The organism is Desulfatiferula olefinivorans (assembly GCF_054657895.1).
On the sequence record NZ_BAAHXV010000005.1, the window covers coordinates 156,228 to 173,382 of the forward strand.

The 17,155-nt window shown below is 57.4% G+C and carries 12 protein-coding genes; 5 read left to right on the forward strand and 7 right to left on the reverse strand.

All coding sequences use genetic code 11. From position 1 onward, the window contains the following. Nucleotide 1: 1 nt before the first annotated feature. Entirely contained in the window at nt 2-331 is a 330-nt protein-coding gene (locus ACYQ11_RS06090) for a hypothetical protein (protein WP_459922871.1), read from the forward strand. Between the two features lie 59 nt (nt 332-390). Continuing rightward, nucleotides 391-1,221: a hypothetical protein gene (locus ACYQ11_RS06095; protein ID WP_459922872.1), complete on the forward strand. Its 831-nt coding sequence runs from the start codon at nt 391-393 to the stop codon at nt 1,219-1,221. Between the two features lie 34 nt (nt 1,222-1,255). Here the strand turns inward: ACYQ11_RS06095 and ACYQ11_RS06100 are convergent, their stop codons facing one another. Further along, nucleotides 1,256-2,296 (reverse strand): GGDEF domain-containing protein, encoded by a 1,041-nt coding sequence (locus ACYQ11_RS06100; RefSeq protein WP_459922873.1) that lies wholly within the window; start codon nt 2,294-2,296, stop codon nt 1,256-1,258. A gap of 413 nt (nt 2,297-2,709) precedes the next feature. On the opposite strand from ACYQ11_RS06100, the gene ACYQ11_RS06105 reads away from it, so the two are divergent. From ACYQ11_RS06105 to ACYQ11_RS06115, 3 genes are all read left to right on the forward strand, one after another. After that, nucleotides 2,710-3,726, forward strand: a complete 1,017-nt coding sequence (locus ACYQ11_RS06105; RefSeq protein WP_459922874.1) for an NAD(P)H-dependent flavin oxidoreductase — start codon at nt 2,710-2,712, stop codon at nt 3,724-3,726. Between the two features lie 835 nt (nt 3,727-4,561). Next, the gene (locus ACYQ11_RS06110) at nt 4,562-8,743 is read left to right on the forward strand and encodes a PEP/pyruvate-binding domain-containing protein (RefSeq protein WP_459922875.1); all 4,182 of its coding nucleotides are present in this window, start codon (nt 4,562-4,564) and stop codon (nt 8,741-8,743) included. Nucleotides 8,744-8,797: 54 nt separating this feature from the next. Continuing rightward, on the forward strand, nt 8,798-10,045 hold the full coding sequence (locus ACYQ11_RS06115; protein WP_459922876.1) for a type I glyceraldehyde-3-phosphate dehydrogenase: 1,248 nt from the start codon (nt 8,798-8,800) through the stop codon (nt 10,043-10,045). Nucleotides 10,046-10,113: 68 nt separating this feature from the next. Here the strand turns inward: ACYQ11_RS06115 and ACYQ11_RS06120 are convergent, their stop codons facing one another. From ACYQ11_RS06120 to ACYQ11_RS06145, 6 genes are all read right to left on the reverse strand, one after another. Further along, the gene (locus tag ACYQ11_RS06120) at nt 10,114-10,467 is read right to left on the reverse strand and encodes a hypothetical protein (protein ID WP_459922877.1); all 354 of its coding nucleotides are present in this window, start codon (nt 10,465-10,467) and stop codon (nt 10,114-10,116) included. Between the two features lie 295 nt (nt 10,468-10,762). Continuing rightward, on the reverse strand, nt 10,763-11,857 hold the full coding sequence (locus tag ACYQ11_RS06125; protein WP_459922878.1) for a hypothetical protein: 1,095 nt from the start codon (nt 11,855-11,857) through the stop codon (nt 10,763-10,765). Between the two features lie 63 nt (nt 11,858-11,920). After that, on the reverse strand, nt 11,921-13,291 hold the full coding sequence (locus tag ACYQ11_RS06130; protein ID WP_459922879.1) for a sigma-54-dependent transcriptional regulator: 1,371 nt from the start codon (nt 13,289-13,291) through the stop codon (nt 11,921-11,923). A gap of 5 nt (nt 13,292-13,296) precedes the next feature. Beyond that, nucleotides 13,297-13,932 carry an ACP S-malonyltransferase gene (locus tag ACYQ11_RS06135; RefSeq protein WP_459922880.1) on the reverse strand — a complete coding sequence of 212 codons (636 nt, stop codon included), beginning with the start codon at nt 13,930-13,932 and terminating at the stop codon, nt 13,297-13,299. Continuing rightward, nucleotides 13,872-15,317, reverse strand: a complete 1,446-nt coding sequence (locus ACYQ11_RS06140) for a sensor histidine kinase (protein WP_459922881.1) — start codon at nt 15,315-15,317, stop codon at nt 13,872-13,874. The genes ACYQ11_RS06135 and ACYQ11_RS06140 overlap by 61 nt, the downstream gene beginning before the upstream one ends. A gap of 438 nt (nt 15,318-15,755) precedes the next feature. Then, nucleotides 15,756-16,964 (reverse strand): methyltransferase domain-containing protein, encoded by a 1,209-nt coding sequence (locus ACYQ11_RS06145; protein WP_459922882.1) that lies wholly within the window; start codon nt 16,962-16,964, stop codon nt 15,756-15,758. Nucleotides 16,965-17,155: the final 191 nt, after the last annotated feature.

A 17,155-nucleotide genomic window follows, 5' to 3' on the forward strand; every position in this document is an offset into this window, starting at 1 on the left:
TATGGCGCTGAGGCTGGTTCCCATGATGGCAATCGTGTGTCTCCTGATGACGGCCTGTGTTCATCACTACCATGAAAAACAGGGGGACCTGCTCGTTGTGTATCTCAAACGCCCTGAGGCGGAGGCGGTCAGTTTCCTGTATTCCCACGATGGATTCAAGCCCCACAAGGCCGTTCGGGTTCAATCGGATCTCTGGCAGGTCAGCGTAACGTTTGCCAATGACTTCGTGTATTTTTACATCGTTGACGATGAGGTTTACCTGCCCCCTTGCAGGCTCAGGGAAAAGGATGATTTCGGCAGTGAAAACTGTGTTTTTTCGGAGATGTTGTAACCGATGGCTGCTTAATACGTTTCAATGTCAGGGATAACGACAGACAAGGAGCAGGAACGATGAAAAAATTAGTGATACAAGGGGTGGTGTTGATCTTTCTCGGAACGGCGGTCTGCTGGGCTTCGGATTCGGTTCCGGTCACAGCGGGGGGCGCGTCCGATGAAACAGGTCGAATGACCGTCATGATGGAGCAGCGTAGGTTCTCAGAAGAAACCGTCATGGCGGCATGCAAGGTCATTGAGGCGGCCCGGCACGAAGGGCTTCCCACAAAACCCATCATGGACAAGGCCCTCGAGGGAATGGCCAAGCAGGTTCAGGAAAGGGCCGTTGTCCGGGCCATGGAACAGGTCCGGGCCCGTTACGCAGAGGCGTTCAGGTATGCCCGGTCGTTTGCTTTTTCCGATAAAAAGAACATAGAAATCGGTCATGCCATGGCTGAATGTATGAGCGCCGGTCTGGAGAGCCGGGAGATGAAACAGGTGGTGGAGCGGTTGAGGCGCCGCCTTGAAAACGAGCGTGGCGAAGGAGGCCAGGAATTGGTCGAACAGAGTGTGATGACGATCCGCAGCATGGCCAGAATGGGTTTGCCCTCCGACATGACCGGAGAATTGATCGCAGCCGCCCTGGAACATCAGTACAATGCCAGGGACATGCGGGCCCTGCGCCTCGGTTTTCAGGAACAGGCCAGATCCCGATCTGCGGCCATGGTGGCCCGCGATTACACCGATGCGTTGGAGCGGGGCGAGGGAATAGGCGCTCTTGGGACGTCCTCGACCATCGGACAGGGAAATGCCAGGGAGCGCGGTTCTCAGGCTGAAGGCGGTTCATCCGGCGGACCTGGCGGACGGGGAAACAGCGGAACCGGAGGCCGGGGCGGCCACGGACGCTGAGTTCTATCAAGCGCGTTTTATTATAAAACGATGATCAGCCCAGGGACTGCCGGCATTGGGTAATCATGGCTTCGCGGGCCACCACGCCATTCCGGCCCCGGCGTTTGGCTTCGTAGAGCATGGCGTCGGCCTCGGCCAGAAGGGAAATGCTGTCGTCGTCGGGTGTGGCTTCGGCCACACCGAAGCTGGCGGTGAAGGTCAGGTTTCTTCTGCCCGTCAGGGAAATCGTCAGGGTTTCGATCCGTTTTCGGATCCGGTGGGCAATGACCACGGCCTGATCGGCGGACGCTTCGGGAAGGACGATCACGAATTCTTCGCCCCCGTAACGGGCCAGGGTATCGCTTTTCCGAACGACCTCAGGAATTTCGACGGAAAGACGGCGCAATACTTCGTCACCCACCAAATGACCGTGGGTGTCGTTGATGGTTTTGAAATGATCGATGTCCATCATGATCAGCGAAAGGGGGCGCTGATGGCGATGGGCGTTGTGAAGATCGTGGTTCAGGATGCCTTCAAGGGCCCGCCGGTTGTAACAGCCGGTGAGCGGGTCGGTGGCAACCCTCCGTTCGAGATCCCTGATTTTCAGAAGGGTGGCAAGGGCGTTGTCCACCGAGGCGATCAGGCTTTTTTCCCAGCCTTTCTTCATCGGGCAGAGGGGCATCGTATGGCTCAGATACAGACGGGCCGTCTGACCGGAGCTTTTAAATTCATAAGAGACAACCGATTCGGGTTCATGGAAAAAGGTGTCGATTACTTTGGATGAGGGTTCGTGGATATGGTTCCAGCAACTGACCGCTGCCCCGGCATAATCCTTCGCCGTCATTTCCCGGAGCCGGGATTTATGAAGCAAGGGGTCGGACCAGATGTGCAGGCCGTCGGCCTCTTCGATGACAAAGGCGAAGAGTTGATAATCAAGGATGTCTTTCAAGCTTTTAGCGGTCTGGCACACCAGGCTCTCGATGCTGTCCTGTCGATGGATTGACAGAATATGCTCGTTCAGATCGGGTTTTTTTTCGATGATGATCGCCTTGTGGGCGGTGGATTCCTTTATTATGGATTCAAGACCTGTATGCATCGAAACCGTTCCTCCGTGTTAGTGGGTTGCCGAATGTGATTTCTTCAAAGAGCAACCTTTGTGCCATATCAGGCGTTCGCGGCATTTTTATAAAGTCATGTGTTAAGTATGTTTCCCAATATATTGTTTTATATGATTATATTTATTTCCTGTGATCAGGAGCCTGTCGGGCTGCCCCCCATGCTGATCGATCCGTGGGTGTCGGGCGGTCTTTCACCGGTACGGCTGAAGTGTCGGATTTTTGACTGATAGTTCATGCCTCCCCGCACATCCCTTCCCTAGGACCACCGCCCGATCCAAGGCCTGCCATCGGGGAAAAAATGTTTGATCGCCCTTCGGATTCGTGTAATCTGTTTGTCATGCAGAAACCGGATAGCGACCCATTATCTTGTCAACCCATCATGAGGAACGCCATGAAGACACGAATCACCGAGCTTTTCGATATCACCTATCCCATTCAGTGCGGCGGCATGCTTTGGCTGGCCAAACCCGAACTGGCGGCGGCCATTAGCAACACGGGGGCCATGGGCAACCTGACCTCCGGCAACTACAACACCGGCGATGAGCTGCGCCGGGCCATCGAACAGACCCGGACGCTGACCGACAAACCCTTTATCGTCAACATCACCACCATGCCGTCAATCCGCCTGCCCGTGGAACTGCTTCAGGAGTTCTTCCGCATCTGCTGCGACATGAAGGTCAAGGCCGTCGAGATCGCCGGGGCGCCGGTGGACCGGTTTCTGGGCCCGGAATATATTCCCATGGCCAAGGCGGCGGGCGTAAAACTGGTTCACAAGGTGGGTACGGTCAAGCATGCGATCCATGCCGAAAAGGCCGGGTACGACGCGGTGACCGTGGCCGGTTTCGAAGAAGGGGGCTTTCCCCACAAGGACAACGTATCGACGATGATTCTCCTGCCCAAGGTGGCTGAGGCGGTGTCCCTTCCCATCCTGGCGGCCGGCGGCATGGTCGACGGCAAGAGCCTGGCCGCAGCCCTTTCCCTGGGCGCAGACGGCATCATGATGGCCACCCGGTTTCTGGCCACCAAAGAAAGCGGTGTCCATCCCAACATCTACCAGACCCTTCTCGACAAGAACGAGACCGACACGGTCCTTGCCCTTCGAACGCTGCTCGGCGGTCTGGGGCTCCAGGTCCGCGCCCTCCGAAACGAGATCATCCGCAAGATCGAAGAGATCGAGGCCGGAGGAGGGGACCTTGCCGCGCTTCTGCCGCTTATCTCCGGGGAGCGGGCCCGGACGGTCTGGCAGGAGGGCAACGCCGAGGAAGCCATGCTGACCATCGGCCAGTCCGTGGGCCGGATCGACGATATCCCCTCGGTTGCCGAACTGGTTCCCCGCATCATGGACCAGGCCCGCACGGCAATCCGGGACACCATGGCCAAGCTCGGTCTTGCCACGGTTCGTGATTGATGACGAAGAGGCGTTAGAATGTCTCCGGTTGTCTTTTTGTCGGTTCCACACCGCTCGATAGCGATCCCGATCCGAAAAACGACGGCATGCCAATGAAACATGCGATTGCCCTGGGATTTCCCACAGGGCAATCGCATGTTTCATATCCTTGAAGAAAAGCAAAAAAAGGCCTTCGTGAGAATCTCAGTGGATTGATCTCAGATCAATCCTGTGGACTCAAACACGTCATCCGTGCCGGCAAGAAAGACACCACGTGAGCACACGACACCCTCTTTGTGACTTTGTGTCTCCGTGAGACATTATTTAGACCGTCCCCTTCGGAGACGCCGTTTTAATGCTCTCACAGAGGCACAAATGCACGGAGAAAAGTCGGACATGCCGACGGCAAGGCTCCTGTGAGCATGTCATGGCAGTAAAGAGCCGGGGCTCTTTTTCTTCGTGTTCCTCGTGAGCTTCGTGGTGAAACCTTCAACCACCCGGTCGCTGCGCTCCCTGAAGGACACGAAGGACACGAAGAAGAAGGACGGGGCATCCCTCGTTGACACACCGCGTTCCATGAACCGCTCACCACAGGACATGACCCATGGGTCTTCGGGATAGGCATGCGATTGCCCTGGGATTTCCCATGTCTGGTTTTGACAAAGACCGGTATTCCTGCTAAGGTAAACCCAACATCACCCCTTGAAGCCAGGGCGATACAACGCGTGTTAAACCGTACCGGATGCTCCCGCATCCGCCGACCCTGTCGCCGTCCGACGCACCCTATCGACACCTCCGTTTCTTAAGGGACGGCTGACTGTTTCATAAAAAGCACCCGCAAGGCAACGGGACCGCCATGACTGTCAGATCCAGAGCCCTCGAGGTCAACCTCGGGGAATATCATGTGGAGGTGGACGTAGATCCCCGGTTCGACGTTCTGGGCCAGGTGATGGCCGTGTATGAGGGGTTGCGCGAGGAATTCCGTTCCTTTCTCGAAGAGTTGTCCCATCCTTACAAAAACAACGCGTTTATCATCAAAAAAGCCCGACGTTTTGCCCTGGAATATTTTTTTCTGTTCCGGGACCATCCCATGGGCCCCGAAGGGGTAAGGCGTTACATCGAGATTTTTATCGGCGTGCTTTGCAGATCCGATGCGGGGCCGGTGAGAACCGATGCCGCCGACAACCTTCTGGTTTATCTTCAGAAAATCATCCGCGAGTCGGGCCGTGCCTTTCCCCGGTTTTTGCCGGTTCTCGACGAAGCGTTCAGCGCCATGTTAGCCCTTGATGACCCGGTGTTCGACGATATTGTGAAAAGCTATTATTCCCTGACCCGGATTGTCGAGTTGTTTCTTGCCGCAAATCCGCAACCGGTTGAGGGGTTCGGCAGCGTGAACGGTCTTCTTTCCCGCTACCTGACCTCGACCTTTTCGTATTTCCGGAGTATCCGGGATCCTCAGGCCTGGTTTCACGAGCATACCTTCGAACCGTCCGACAGCCCCGAGGCTCTGGATATTTTCAATTCGGTGTCCCGGGGGTTCATCGACGGTCTGATCCGTGATCATCACGACGCTCTCACCCGTCATTCTCCGGATTCTCGCGAACTGACGGCGGCTCTTGCGGCGCTGCCCGGCTTCCCGGACATGGTCCGGAATTATCGGAATGTCCCCAGAAAACTTTACGAGGCCGGACGCGAAACCCATGCTTCCCATCGGTGGAAACTTCTGTTTCTGTTTCATATCATGGGGATCAACGGCCTCGGCCAGATCCATGAGGACGTGTTGCGGGACATCAACCGAACCATGAAGATGATCATCGCGACGGAAAACCGGGCCGATGTGCTTGCCCTGATCGACCAGGCCTTTCCCATTTTGAAAAAATGGGTCGGACGGTATCCGGATGCGGCCCTCAACTGCGTGCTGAGCATGGGAGAGGGCATCTACCGGACCGATGATTTGGATTTTGTCAATTACTTTATCGACCGGGTCATCGATCTGGGCTTTCAGCCGCCCTCACCGGAGACGAGCAAGGGCGATCAGGTCACCCGGATCAACCGGAATCATCTGTTGAACATCCGGATCTGGATGCACATCATCGACCTGAATCCCAAGTGGTCATCCCGTCTGATATCGGCCCTAATCATTCATCTGAGCCTTTGCGGCACCGTCATCCGGGATACGGACCTGTTCCCCCGCGACATCAGCCGATTCCTTTCCGGTCCCATCGAACCGGTCTACCATGTGGCCAAACAGCTCGCACGCCTGTTTCCATGTTATTTCAACGAGATCGGCGCCGAGGGCCTTCTGAGGGACGTGTCCACCGACATCGACGAGATTTGCGGACGCCGGGATGTTCTGGTCCATTATCTGAGAAAGCAAAGCCATGTGGAGAGCAGCAACAGGCTGCCCGCACTGCTTGTGACTCTTCTGGATTTCTGGTTCCGGAAAGACGTAAGCCTGCTCAAACCCTGGCTCCCCGACCACCTTTACGCCTCCGTCGTTCCTGAAGGGCCCTATGTCGACGGGGTCCATGACGTGATGGTCGATCTGTGCAGACTGGCCGGAACAGAGACGGAGGGCCTGACCCATCTGACCTTGGGTCAAATCGAATCGTTGATGAAAAAAGTCCGGGAGGGCAGCGCGGTCGATCGGAAGCGGGTTCTGCTGGCCTTTCATTTTTATCATCTGCTTTGCCGAAAATACCGGCCGGATATGTCGGACCTTGACGCCTTCATCGAGACGCTTTCGTCCCGGGGTTTTCCCGGCATGGACGATCTTCAGGACGCCCTTGCCGAAACCGAGGTGAAAAGCCGCCTGTACAGGCTGCTGAACGTGCTTGAGAACCTCAAGCGCCTGATTCTTTCGGACCAGACCTTCGACGCCCGGGAAGACATCTACCACAAACGTCATATCACCGTGGACATCCCCTCCATGTACGGCACCTACCATGAAAACCGGTTCAATGCCATGGGGCTCACGTTTCGACTCGAAGCCCTGGTCAACGTGCTGTTTGAGGATTACATCGACGAACTGGACCTGTCTCTGGTCACCAAGGCCACGTTTTTTCAGATCTACAACCGGCTGATGCTGTTCGACAATGCCCTCAAGATCGACGGGATTCATTCCTGGGAGTTTGAAAAGCAGTTGAATCTGATGATCATCGCCCTGGGCTCCAGCGGGTTTACCTACACCCAGTATCTGGATATCATCAAGGGATTTGTCCAGGCGGTCCGCAATATCGTCAACGTGTTTTTCAACAATGTCCATGCCCACAACCTGGACCGGATTCTGCCCCAACTGGACCCCCGGCGGATTCTGGCACGGTTCATGGGGGACGCCGTCCAGCTCGACGACGACAGACGCCGCCATCTTATCCCGGAGATGTTTTTCCGTGAAAAGATTTCCCAGGCCCTGGGACTTCAGCAGCTCGACCGGTTTCTGGGGCGCATTCTGTCAACCTTGTACAACCAGGCCGAACTGCTTCCCGAACACTGTCTCCGGCTGTTGCTCAACTACGACCCCCAGCGGGCCATGGCCGACATGGGCAAAATGGAAACCCAGGCCCTGGGCATCGTGGCCCTTGGCAACAAGGGCATCAACCTTTGCCGTTTAACGGGGTTCGGCTGGCCCGTTCCCCCCGGTTTCATTATCACCACCGAGGTTTATCGCTGCCGGAGTATCATCAGCAGTTACCCCGACGCGGACAGGAACTTCAACCGCCGGCTGTCGGTTCATATCCGGGAGATCGAGACCCGGACGGGCAAACGGTACGGGGACCCCCGAAATCCTTTGCTCCTTTCGGTTCGAAGCGGATCATCCGTGTCCCAGCCGGGCATGATGGACAGCCTCCTCAATGTGGGGATCAATCCGGTTATTGCCGAAGCCCTGGCCCGGGACACCCAAAACCCCTGGTTCGCCTGGGACAATTATCGACGGTTCCTTCAGGGGTACGGCATGGCCTTCGATTTGTCCCGGGACGCCTTTGACCGGATCATTCAGGCTTTCAAAGAGGAAACCGGTGTTCACCTCAAGCGGGCCCTTTCCGGGGACCAGATGCGTGATCTGGCCATGAGATACCGGGCCTTCATCGAAGACTCGGGCATACCGTTGATTGACGAGCCCTTCGAGCAGTTGAAGGTCTGTATTCTCAAGGTGCTGGAATCCTGGAATCTTCCCAAGGCCAGGGTCTACCGCAAGATTCTGGGCATCTCAGACGACTGGGGCACGGCGGTGAACATTCAGAGTATGGTGTTCGGCAACCTGGCCGGCGGGTCGGGCAGCGGGGTGATTTTTACCCACAATCCCAGAAAACCCGGCGACACTCTGGGGTTGTGGGGTGATTTCACCATCGGCAACCAGGGGGAGGATGTGGCGGCGGGGCTGGTCAATACCCTTCCCATTACCCTGGCCCAGAAGCAGATGGAACAGCGGGACACGGACATGGTCCTTGAAACCCATTTTCCCGAGATTTTCAAGGCCCTGAGGCATTACGCCGCGGATTTGATCCGTAACCGGGGCTGGAACCCCCAGGAAATTGAGTTCACCTTTGAGAGCGATAAGGCCTCGGATCTTTATATTCTTCAGACCCGGGACATGGTGTTTGACAGCGGCGGAAAACGTCCGGTGTTCGATGTGGAGGATCAAAGGTTCCAGAACAGTTACGTGGCCCACGGCATCGGCGTCAGCGGCGGGGCCATGAGCGGCCGCATCGTTTTTTCTCTCGACGAGATCGAACGGTACCGCAGCGAGTCTCCCGAAACCTGCCTGATTCTGATCCGAAACGACACCGTGCCCGATGACATCAAGGAAATCCATGCGGCCGACGGCCTGTTGACGGCCCGGGGCGGCATTACCTCCCATGCGTCGGTGGTGGCCCACCGCCTGGAGAAAACCTGCGTGGTCGGCTGCGGGGATCTGGTCTGCGACGAGCAGAACAAGGTCGCCCGCCTGGGGGATCTGACGTTTGAAAGCGGCGAGTTTATCAGCATCGACGGTCAGGAAGGCTCGATTTATCAGGGTTTTTTCTACGTCCTGACCTGAGGCATTGAACGATATGTCGAACAGGCATTCAGACAAACAAGGAGACGGCAAACGATGAAGACGGACAAGAGAATTCTGGGTATCAATGGTCTGGGACGGATCGGCAAGTTGACGCTCTGGCAGTCTGTGTACCGGAAACGGTTCGATGAAATCGTGGTCAACCTCGGGCGGCAGGTGGGCACGTCCATCGGTGATATCGTGCATTACCTGGAACGGGATTCGACTTACGGTCATCTGAGCGGGTTTCTGCACGGCTACAATGCGGAGGCGGTGATCCGGGATGTGGATGAGGCGTCGGGAACGATGGTTGTGGACGGGGTTACGGTTCGTTTTCTCAGAACACAGCGAAATCCGGCGGCCATCGAATGGGCCGGCCACGGGGTCCGGCTGGTGGTCGACACCACGGGGCAGTTTCTCGATCCCTCCCTGCCTCCGGAACATCCCAAAGGCTCCGTGCGGGGCCACCTCCTGGCCGGTGTGGAAAAGGTGGTGGTGTCCGCCCCCTTCAAGCTTGCCGGCAAAAATACCGAGATGCCGGACGATGCGGTGACCACGGTGATGGGCATCAACGGCGACGATTATGATCCCCGCATCCATGCCCTGATTTCCAACGCCTCCTGCACCACAACCTGTCTGGCCCATATGATCAAACCCCTGCTCAATCATTTCGGTGCGGATGCTCTTCTGTCCGCCTCCATGGCCACCATCCACGCAGCCACCAGCTCACAGGACGTGCTGGACACCCTGCCCAAGGCGGGAAAAACCGATCTTCGAAAAAGCCGCAGCGTGATGAACAACATCATCCTGACCAGCACCGGAGCGGCCAAGGCCCTGGGGCTGGTGATTCCGGACATGCGCCGCATCGGCTTCATCGCCGAATCCGTCCGTATTCCCACCACCACCGGCTCTCTGATCATCCTTGTGGTGAACCTCCAGGAAAAACCCGAAGGTCCTGAAATCCGCCGACAGATGATCAACGGGATCTATCAGGATACCGCCGACAGGGATTCGGCCGGCTACCTTCGTTATTCAGACCAACAGAATGTCTCATCGGACATTATCGGCATGCCCAAAGCCGCCGTCGTCATCGAAGGCAACGAAACCCACACCCGCACCGCCACCGCCGCCATCAACCTCTCCCACGCCCAGGGTATTCCCAAAGAGCTTTTGACAGCCCTGCCCGATACCCTGATCCGCGTCCCCATCACCCAGGCCGTGATCTACGGCTGGTACGACAACGAAATGGGTAGCTACGTCAACATGCTCTGTGACCGAATCGAATCCGTGGCGGATCATATGTGAAGGGAAAATGGACGGGGGAGAGAAAAGGCCCGGGAAGGGGCAAACCCCTTCCCGGGCAGGGCGGGGTGTTATTTTTCCAGAAGACGGTATTCCAGAACTTCCATGATCTGCTGACCTTCTTCGTCAAGAACGGTACCCTTGAGTTCGACTTTCTGGCCGACCAGGGCCTTGACTTCCAGGCCTTCATCGGTGTTGTCGGACAGCTCGAAGGCTTTGCCCTGGAGGTCGATCAGCTGGTTGGACTCGTTGATGGTTCCTGAAATGGTGATGCCGGCGACATCGAGATCGGCGGTGTCGTCCTGGGCCTGAACCATGGGCTGGTCGATGTCCGCGCTTTCGGTCCCGGCGAAACCGGTGCCTGCGAAGGTGATGGTCAGGATCAGGGTGAAAAGGGTCAGGGTGCATGCGAGATAATGTTTCATGGTTATCCTCCTTGGTTGCTTGGTCGTTTCGACGTGATAAACCGGACGCCTCATGCGCCCGGCCCCATGGGTCCATAGGGATTGCCGAAAGAATAGCAACAGGTGTGCCATGAAAGACATGAATGAGAATACGTCTTGTTTTCAGTGTCTTGTATATTATCAATTGGTGGGTAACATCCGGAGGTGAAGGGAAAACCCTTCAATCAGGGTGAAGGAAAGAGGTCCGATGTTTGAAACGGGCCGACAGACGGCCATTCAGGGTGAAGGGTTTTTCCATCACCCTAACCTCAGAGCCTTAGAGGGTCGAGGGTGAGATCAGCAGATCCCGGACGGCGCCGGGATCCCGGGCATACAGTGCGATGCTTTCCTTGAGGCCCAGATGCGCGACCAGTTCGATACCCCGGCCGAGGTATCGGTATTTATGGAATCCGGCCTTGGTGGTCAAATCGGCCGTTATCCATTCCGGCGAGAGATCGGGAATGCGCGGGGTGATCACCTGGGGAATAAGGGCGTAGGCCAGCCCTCCCACCACCGCTTCCTCCACCGCCATGAAGGGTTCCATCAGAGCCTTGAGTTCGTCTGTTCCCAAGGGGCCGTTCTTCCGGCTGAGGGCGGCGATGATGGCTTTTTCCGTGTGTTCCCGGAGCAGGATGTGCAGGGTTTCTTCAAGGGGCGTCATCAGAACGGTGTAGGGGTTTGACGAGGCGCTTTTCCAGATCGAATAGGGCGACCGGCTGAAGGTCCATCGATTTGTTTCGCCGGAATACTCCAGAAAACTGGAATAAGACCCGACCTCGTTGATTGGGATGCGGCCCGAAAGATCGATCATCACCTGTTTGTCGTCACCGCCGCTGAACAGGTACTGGGCCGTGTACTCCCGGACCAGGTCATGAACAATGAACACCCGGATACCCCTGCCGTCGGAAACGGCGGGTTTGGGATCGGTCAGGGCCGAGATGGTGCTGATGGGATTGTCGTGGCCCGTCAGCCGAAGCAGTTCATCGACGGCTTGCCGGCAGTACAGGGTAAAGGCATCGGCCACGTCTGCGCGGGATTCGGGAGCGTAGGCCAGACGGTGGGACAGGGTTTCCAGATGCCAGTTGACCTGCCGGCTGTCAAGGTCCTTTTGAATGCGCGCCACCAGGTCCGGGTGTGAGTTGAAATAGGTCAGGCCCGCATGGCGGAGGGTTTCGTCATGGCGCGTGTCGTAATCGGTGAAGGCGATGAAGCGCTCAGGCCGAAGGGACGGACAGAGTTTTTCGACCAGGCCAGAAAACACGCCGGGGTCACCCAGTTGAACGGCCTGGGCCGGGGAGGACAGGAGAAGGCAGGCAGCCGCTGTGACCAGGCCTCGCAGGGTTTTTTGAATAAAAGGTCCGATAAGACACACTCCTCATGGTTTTGTTATCTTATCGGCACAAGGGATTAAGGCCTTTAGCCCGTCAGGGCCCGCTCATCGTTTCCGGAAGTCCGTGGGGGCCAGGCCGTGCTTGCGGAGCAGAGCGTAGAAATCGGCCCGGTATTTGCCCGCCATATCGGCGGCTTTGCTGACATTGCCGCCGTTCATTTCCAACAGTCGGATCAGATAGTCTTTTTCAAAGGTTTCCTTGGCACGGCGAAGGGAGGGCGGAGCGAATTTCCCCGCCATGGGAATATCGATCAAATCCGCCGTGATGACCGGCCCCCGGGCCATGGCCACCGCATATTCGATGGTGTTTTCCAGCTCCCGCACATTGCCCGGCCAGGGAGACTCCATCAGTTTTAAAATGGCCGGGGGGGCGAAATCCCTGATGGTTTTTCCGGCCTTCTCGCTGAATTCTTCCAGGAAAAATCGTGCCAGGGGCAGAATGTCATCGGTCCGTTCCCGAAGGGGAGGGAGGACAACGGGGATCACCCGGATCCGGTAATACAGGTCTTCACGGAAAAGCCCCTCGCTGATTCGATTTTCCAGATTGCGGTTCGACGCGGCGATGATCCGGACGTCGACCTTGACCGTACGGTTTCCGCCCAGGGGATAAAACTCCCGCTCTTCGAGGATACGAAGAAGCTTGGCCTGCATGGGCATGGGCAGTTCGGAGATTTCGTCGAAGAAAAAACTGCCCCCCTGGGCTCGGGCGAACAGGCCCTCCCGACGATGGTCCGCACTGGTGAAGGCGCCTTTTTCATAACCCAGAAGCTCGCTTTCCATCAGATTTTCAGGAATGGCGGCGCAGTTGATGGCGATAAAGGGGCCCTCCTTGCGGCGGCTGGAAGCGTGCAGGCATCGGGCAATCAGCTCCTTTCCGGTGCCGCTTTCCCCTTCGATAAAGACGTTGGAATCGGTTTGGGCCACCTGTCGTACTTTGTCGATCAGGTCTTCCATGACCGTGCTCCGGGCGATGATACGACGGTAGATGCCACGGCTGTCACCGGGATCGAGGGCGTCGGTCAGGGGCTGTGTTCCGGCCCTGTCTTTCAGACACTGGGTGATCAGGTCGATCAGCGCTTCCCCGTCAAAGGGCTTGGCCAGATAGTTCACGGCTCCGCGCTTCATGGCGTCCACCGCCCGCGAGATGGTGCCGTAGGCCGTCAGGATGATCACCGGCAGACCTTTTTGGAGCTGGTGGAGTTTTTCCATCAGGGCCACACCGTCGTCGTCGCCGAGCATGTAATCGATGACGGCAAGGTCAATGCGGTGGGTTTGGGCCAGAGCGACGGCCTCCTTTGCCCCTGAAGCGGAAAGAACATGGAAGCCGCCGGAAGCAAGGCGCATGCCCATCACGCTCAGGATACTTGGGTCGTCATCGACCGTCAGGACGGTGGCCGGAGGGTCTTGTCGGGTCATTTGATTCATGGTGTCGCGCCATGGGGTTCGGGGTTCACGGCTTCGAGATCCACGGCCTTGAGCTGTTCGATCTGGTTGACCAGGCCCTGGATGCGCCGGTTCCGGCTGCGAAGGGCCTGTTTGACCCTCTGGAGTTCCTGGTGCTGTATCACGGCGGTGTTTACCAGCGTCAGCCAGCAGGACGAGGCCGGTCCAAAGATTGTTTCCGGCCGTGTGCCGGCAAGATCGGTAAAGCAGGTCAGCGACGGGGCGTTTTTTTCGGGATCTTTTCCGGGGTGGGTGAGTATCCGGACGAGGAGGTCCAGCGCCCGATCCGCGAAACCGTCTTTGCGTGTTTCTTCACTGTTCAGGGCCTTGGCGAGGATACTGAACGCTGCGTCGGCCTGCCCCCGGTCCAGCGCCTCTTCGGCCAGATCGAGCCGCAGGGACTCACAGTGAAAGGGTCCGAGGACCTCGGCCGGCACCGGGGCCGTTGCGGTATCGGCCGACCGGGACGGAGGCGGCCCGGTCATCGCACAGGAGGCGGTTCGCGGCCGTTCGAACAGACTGTGGCATCCGGTCATGATCTGCACCGCGGCGATCATGACAAGGGCAGGGAAAAATAAAAGGTGCTGCCTGTGTTTTTTTCGCTTTTCACCCATAGGTTTCCTCCGTGGGCCGCCACGATGTGCTTGGCGATTGAAAGACCGAGGCCGGTGCCCCGGACCGTGTTTTTTCGTTTTTCGATGCGTCTGAACTTCTCGAAGATATTTTCCAGGTACTCCGGTTCGATGCCGCAGCCCGTATCCCTGACGGAGACGCAGATGCCGCCGGGCGGGCTGTCGGTCCGGGCGGCGGCCACCGTGACGGTTCCACCGGGTTCGGTGAACTTCAGGGCATTGCCGATGAGGTTGTCCAGAAGCTGGGTAAGGGTTTCCGGATCTCCCGATACCTCGGGCAGATCCGGCGTCAGGTCGGTGCCGAGAGCGATCGACCCAGACTGGGCGATGGGACCCAATTTGTTCACTGCGGTGTTGATCAGATCGGTGAGGCTGACCCGCCCGAACTGGTAATCCATCATGCCCGCTTCCATGCGGGAAAGGTCGAGAAGCCGGTTGACCGAAGCGATTAACCGGGCGCATTCGTCCCGGACAATGGTAAGAAGTCGTCGCCGGCTGTCGGGGTTCTGGTCGAAGGTTCCGCAAAGAAGCATACCCGATGCTTCCCAGATCGATGTCAGCGGGGTTCTCAGGGTATGGGACAGATGGCTGATGAAATCTTCCTTGAGCATGTCCACTTCGTTGAGTTTTTCACTCATAACATTGAAATCATCGGCCAGGTGCCGGATTTCCGGCGGTGCTGAGGGAGATCGGATGGGAAGGAACTGACCGGCCGCGATATCCCGGGTGCGGCGCTGAAGTTCCAGGATCGGATGAACGATGCTCCGGGTGGTCAGGAGGGACACGACAAGGCCGACGGCGATGCATACGGCGGCCAGTGCCATGCTCACCCAGAACACCCGCGTGCTGATGGTCTGGGACAGGATAATCGTTTCGTGCCGAGCCCGGTTGACGGACAGGCGGATCAGGTCGATGCGGGCGGACATGGCGTCGATCCTCTGGTTTCGCATCAGATGATCGTCCTGTGACGGGCCGGGGTGGTTTTCATCGGACAGGGTTCGCACCGTTTCAAGATACTCCCGGTTGAGGTCCGTCACCGCCTGAAGGTGGTCGACGGCGTCGCCGTGGGAGAGCAGGGGCCGCAAATCGTTCAGCAATGCCTGGAATTCCCCGTTGCGTTTGATGAAAAGGTTCATAAAATCACGGTCGCCGGAAATCCAGTACTTCTTTTCGAGGGCGGGCATGACCTGAAGACGGGTGGTCAACGATTCGGTGAGGGTGATGGCGTCACTGTCGGCTACGGCGGCCCGATGGGTGATCCGGGACAGGCGGTTCAGCTGAAAGCCGGTGTATCCGCCAAATCCCAGGATCATCAGCATGATCACGAGATAGCCTGCCGTCAGACGCTGAAAAATGGTTAGTGACATGGGGACATCATCCTGTCCGGCCGTTGTGTGGGTCCAGATGGTCTGGCATCACGGCGGACCGGCGTTGCAGGGTTGCCGGTACGGGCGCATCCGATCCGATTGCCGTGGCGGTGTCCGGGACAGTGGCCGCAAGCCCTCCGGCCCCCGGATTTCGGGACAGGTTAACAACATGTTTCCCTGAAAGTCAAGATGACGGCTTCGTAAAACGTCCGATTTTAAGCGTTGTGAGTCAGCCCTCGTCGTTGTGGCGTACCCAAGTACTCAGCATTCATAGGGATTCGCGACGCTTTGACTCGAGTATTTTTCTTTGCCGTCATGGGATGACGTTTTACGTGACTATAAGGCATTTTACGAAAGGGTTCCTGCCGGAACGTAAAAACCGTCCCGGCAGGATTGTGGTCAAAAGGGAGGACTCGATGCCAAATGCGCGGGTGCCGATCAGCGTTTCAGGCCCCGGACCATATAAATCGGATCGGAAAGCTTGATTCCGGGAAAGTAATCATCCGTATACGGTCTGGGCCAGCCCCTCAACGAGGCGGTTTCGACGGCGTCGAACGCGCCCGTTTCCAGCATGTATTCCGTGACCAAACCCAGGCGTTCGAATTCATGGAGTCCCGGCCACAGACGGATGGTCTTGGTCGGAAACCACCGGTTGGAAAAGGTCACGATGAACTGTCCGCCCGGTTTCAGGATCCGGGCCACATCCCGGAACACCTCGAAGGGACGGGTCAGATACTCCACGGAAAGCGAGCAGATGACCGCATCGAAGGTTCGGTCCGCAAACGGCGTGACCGGGTTGAGGTTCAGGTCGTGCACGAGGCGTCCGGTCAGACGGGGGTTGTGCTCGAGTTCTTCCGGGTTCAGGCCCAGTCCGTCAAGGGATTCAAAGTCCAGGTCGTCGGGCAGGTGGGACTGCCAGCTGCTCATCAGGTCCAGGACACGGCTTCCATTTTTCAGGTAGCGGCCGTAAAGGTCGGCCAGGTTTTGCCGGGCCAGTTCATCGATATGGCTGACCAGCCTTTTTTTTCCGTAAAAAATCGTATCCGGGGCCGTATCGTCCCGTTCAAAGGGCCGGTCTGAAAAAAAATCGGTGCCGGCTCCGTTGATCCGGCTCTGGATCCCGGGTCCCGTGCCTGCCGTTTCCAGCCAGTCCGTGGCCATGCCGCCCCTCTCGGGCCGTTTGGGTTTGACGTCCACAATCTCAACGGTAAGGGAGAGGGGAAGGCCGGAAAGGGGATGGTTGAAATCCGCGTACACAAAGTGATCGTCGAGATCCCGGACCCGGAATGGGGTGACGTTTTCACTGAATACCCCGACAAGGCCGCGAAGAAGCCCCTTAGGATAGACCCGGCCCTTTCGAAGGCCTGTGGCCGGAACGGGAATCCGTTTGCGGTCGACGTCCCCATGGCGGACCTTGTGAATCCGTTTTTCCGAATAGGGTTCGATAAGTTCACCGGGTTCGAAGTCAAACGTCCGGGTCTCACCCTTTGGTTTGTTAAGCAACCGTTCGCTGACGCTCGGAGGAAAAAGGTCCCGGTACAGATTGGCTTCGTCGGCGAAAAAGGTGTCGCGATGACGGATGCCGCTTTTTTCCCAGCCAAGGGTCAGGCGAAGATCTACCAGTGAGTTCATGGTGGTATGACTCATAAAACACTCCTTTTTGTCCCCAGGCTTGACGGCTTCGAAGTCGTTCCGGGACCATCCCGGTCCATCCTTCCGTTACCATTCACAGTTCTAATTAGAAACATAATACGGGCGTGATCGGTTTCAAGCTGTTTTTTTTGTGTCTGTTTGTTATCATGGGGCAACCCAACCCGAACGGCCTGCCTCATTTCAGG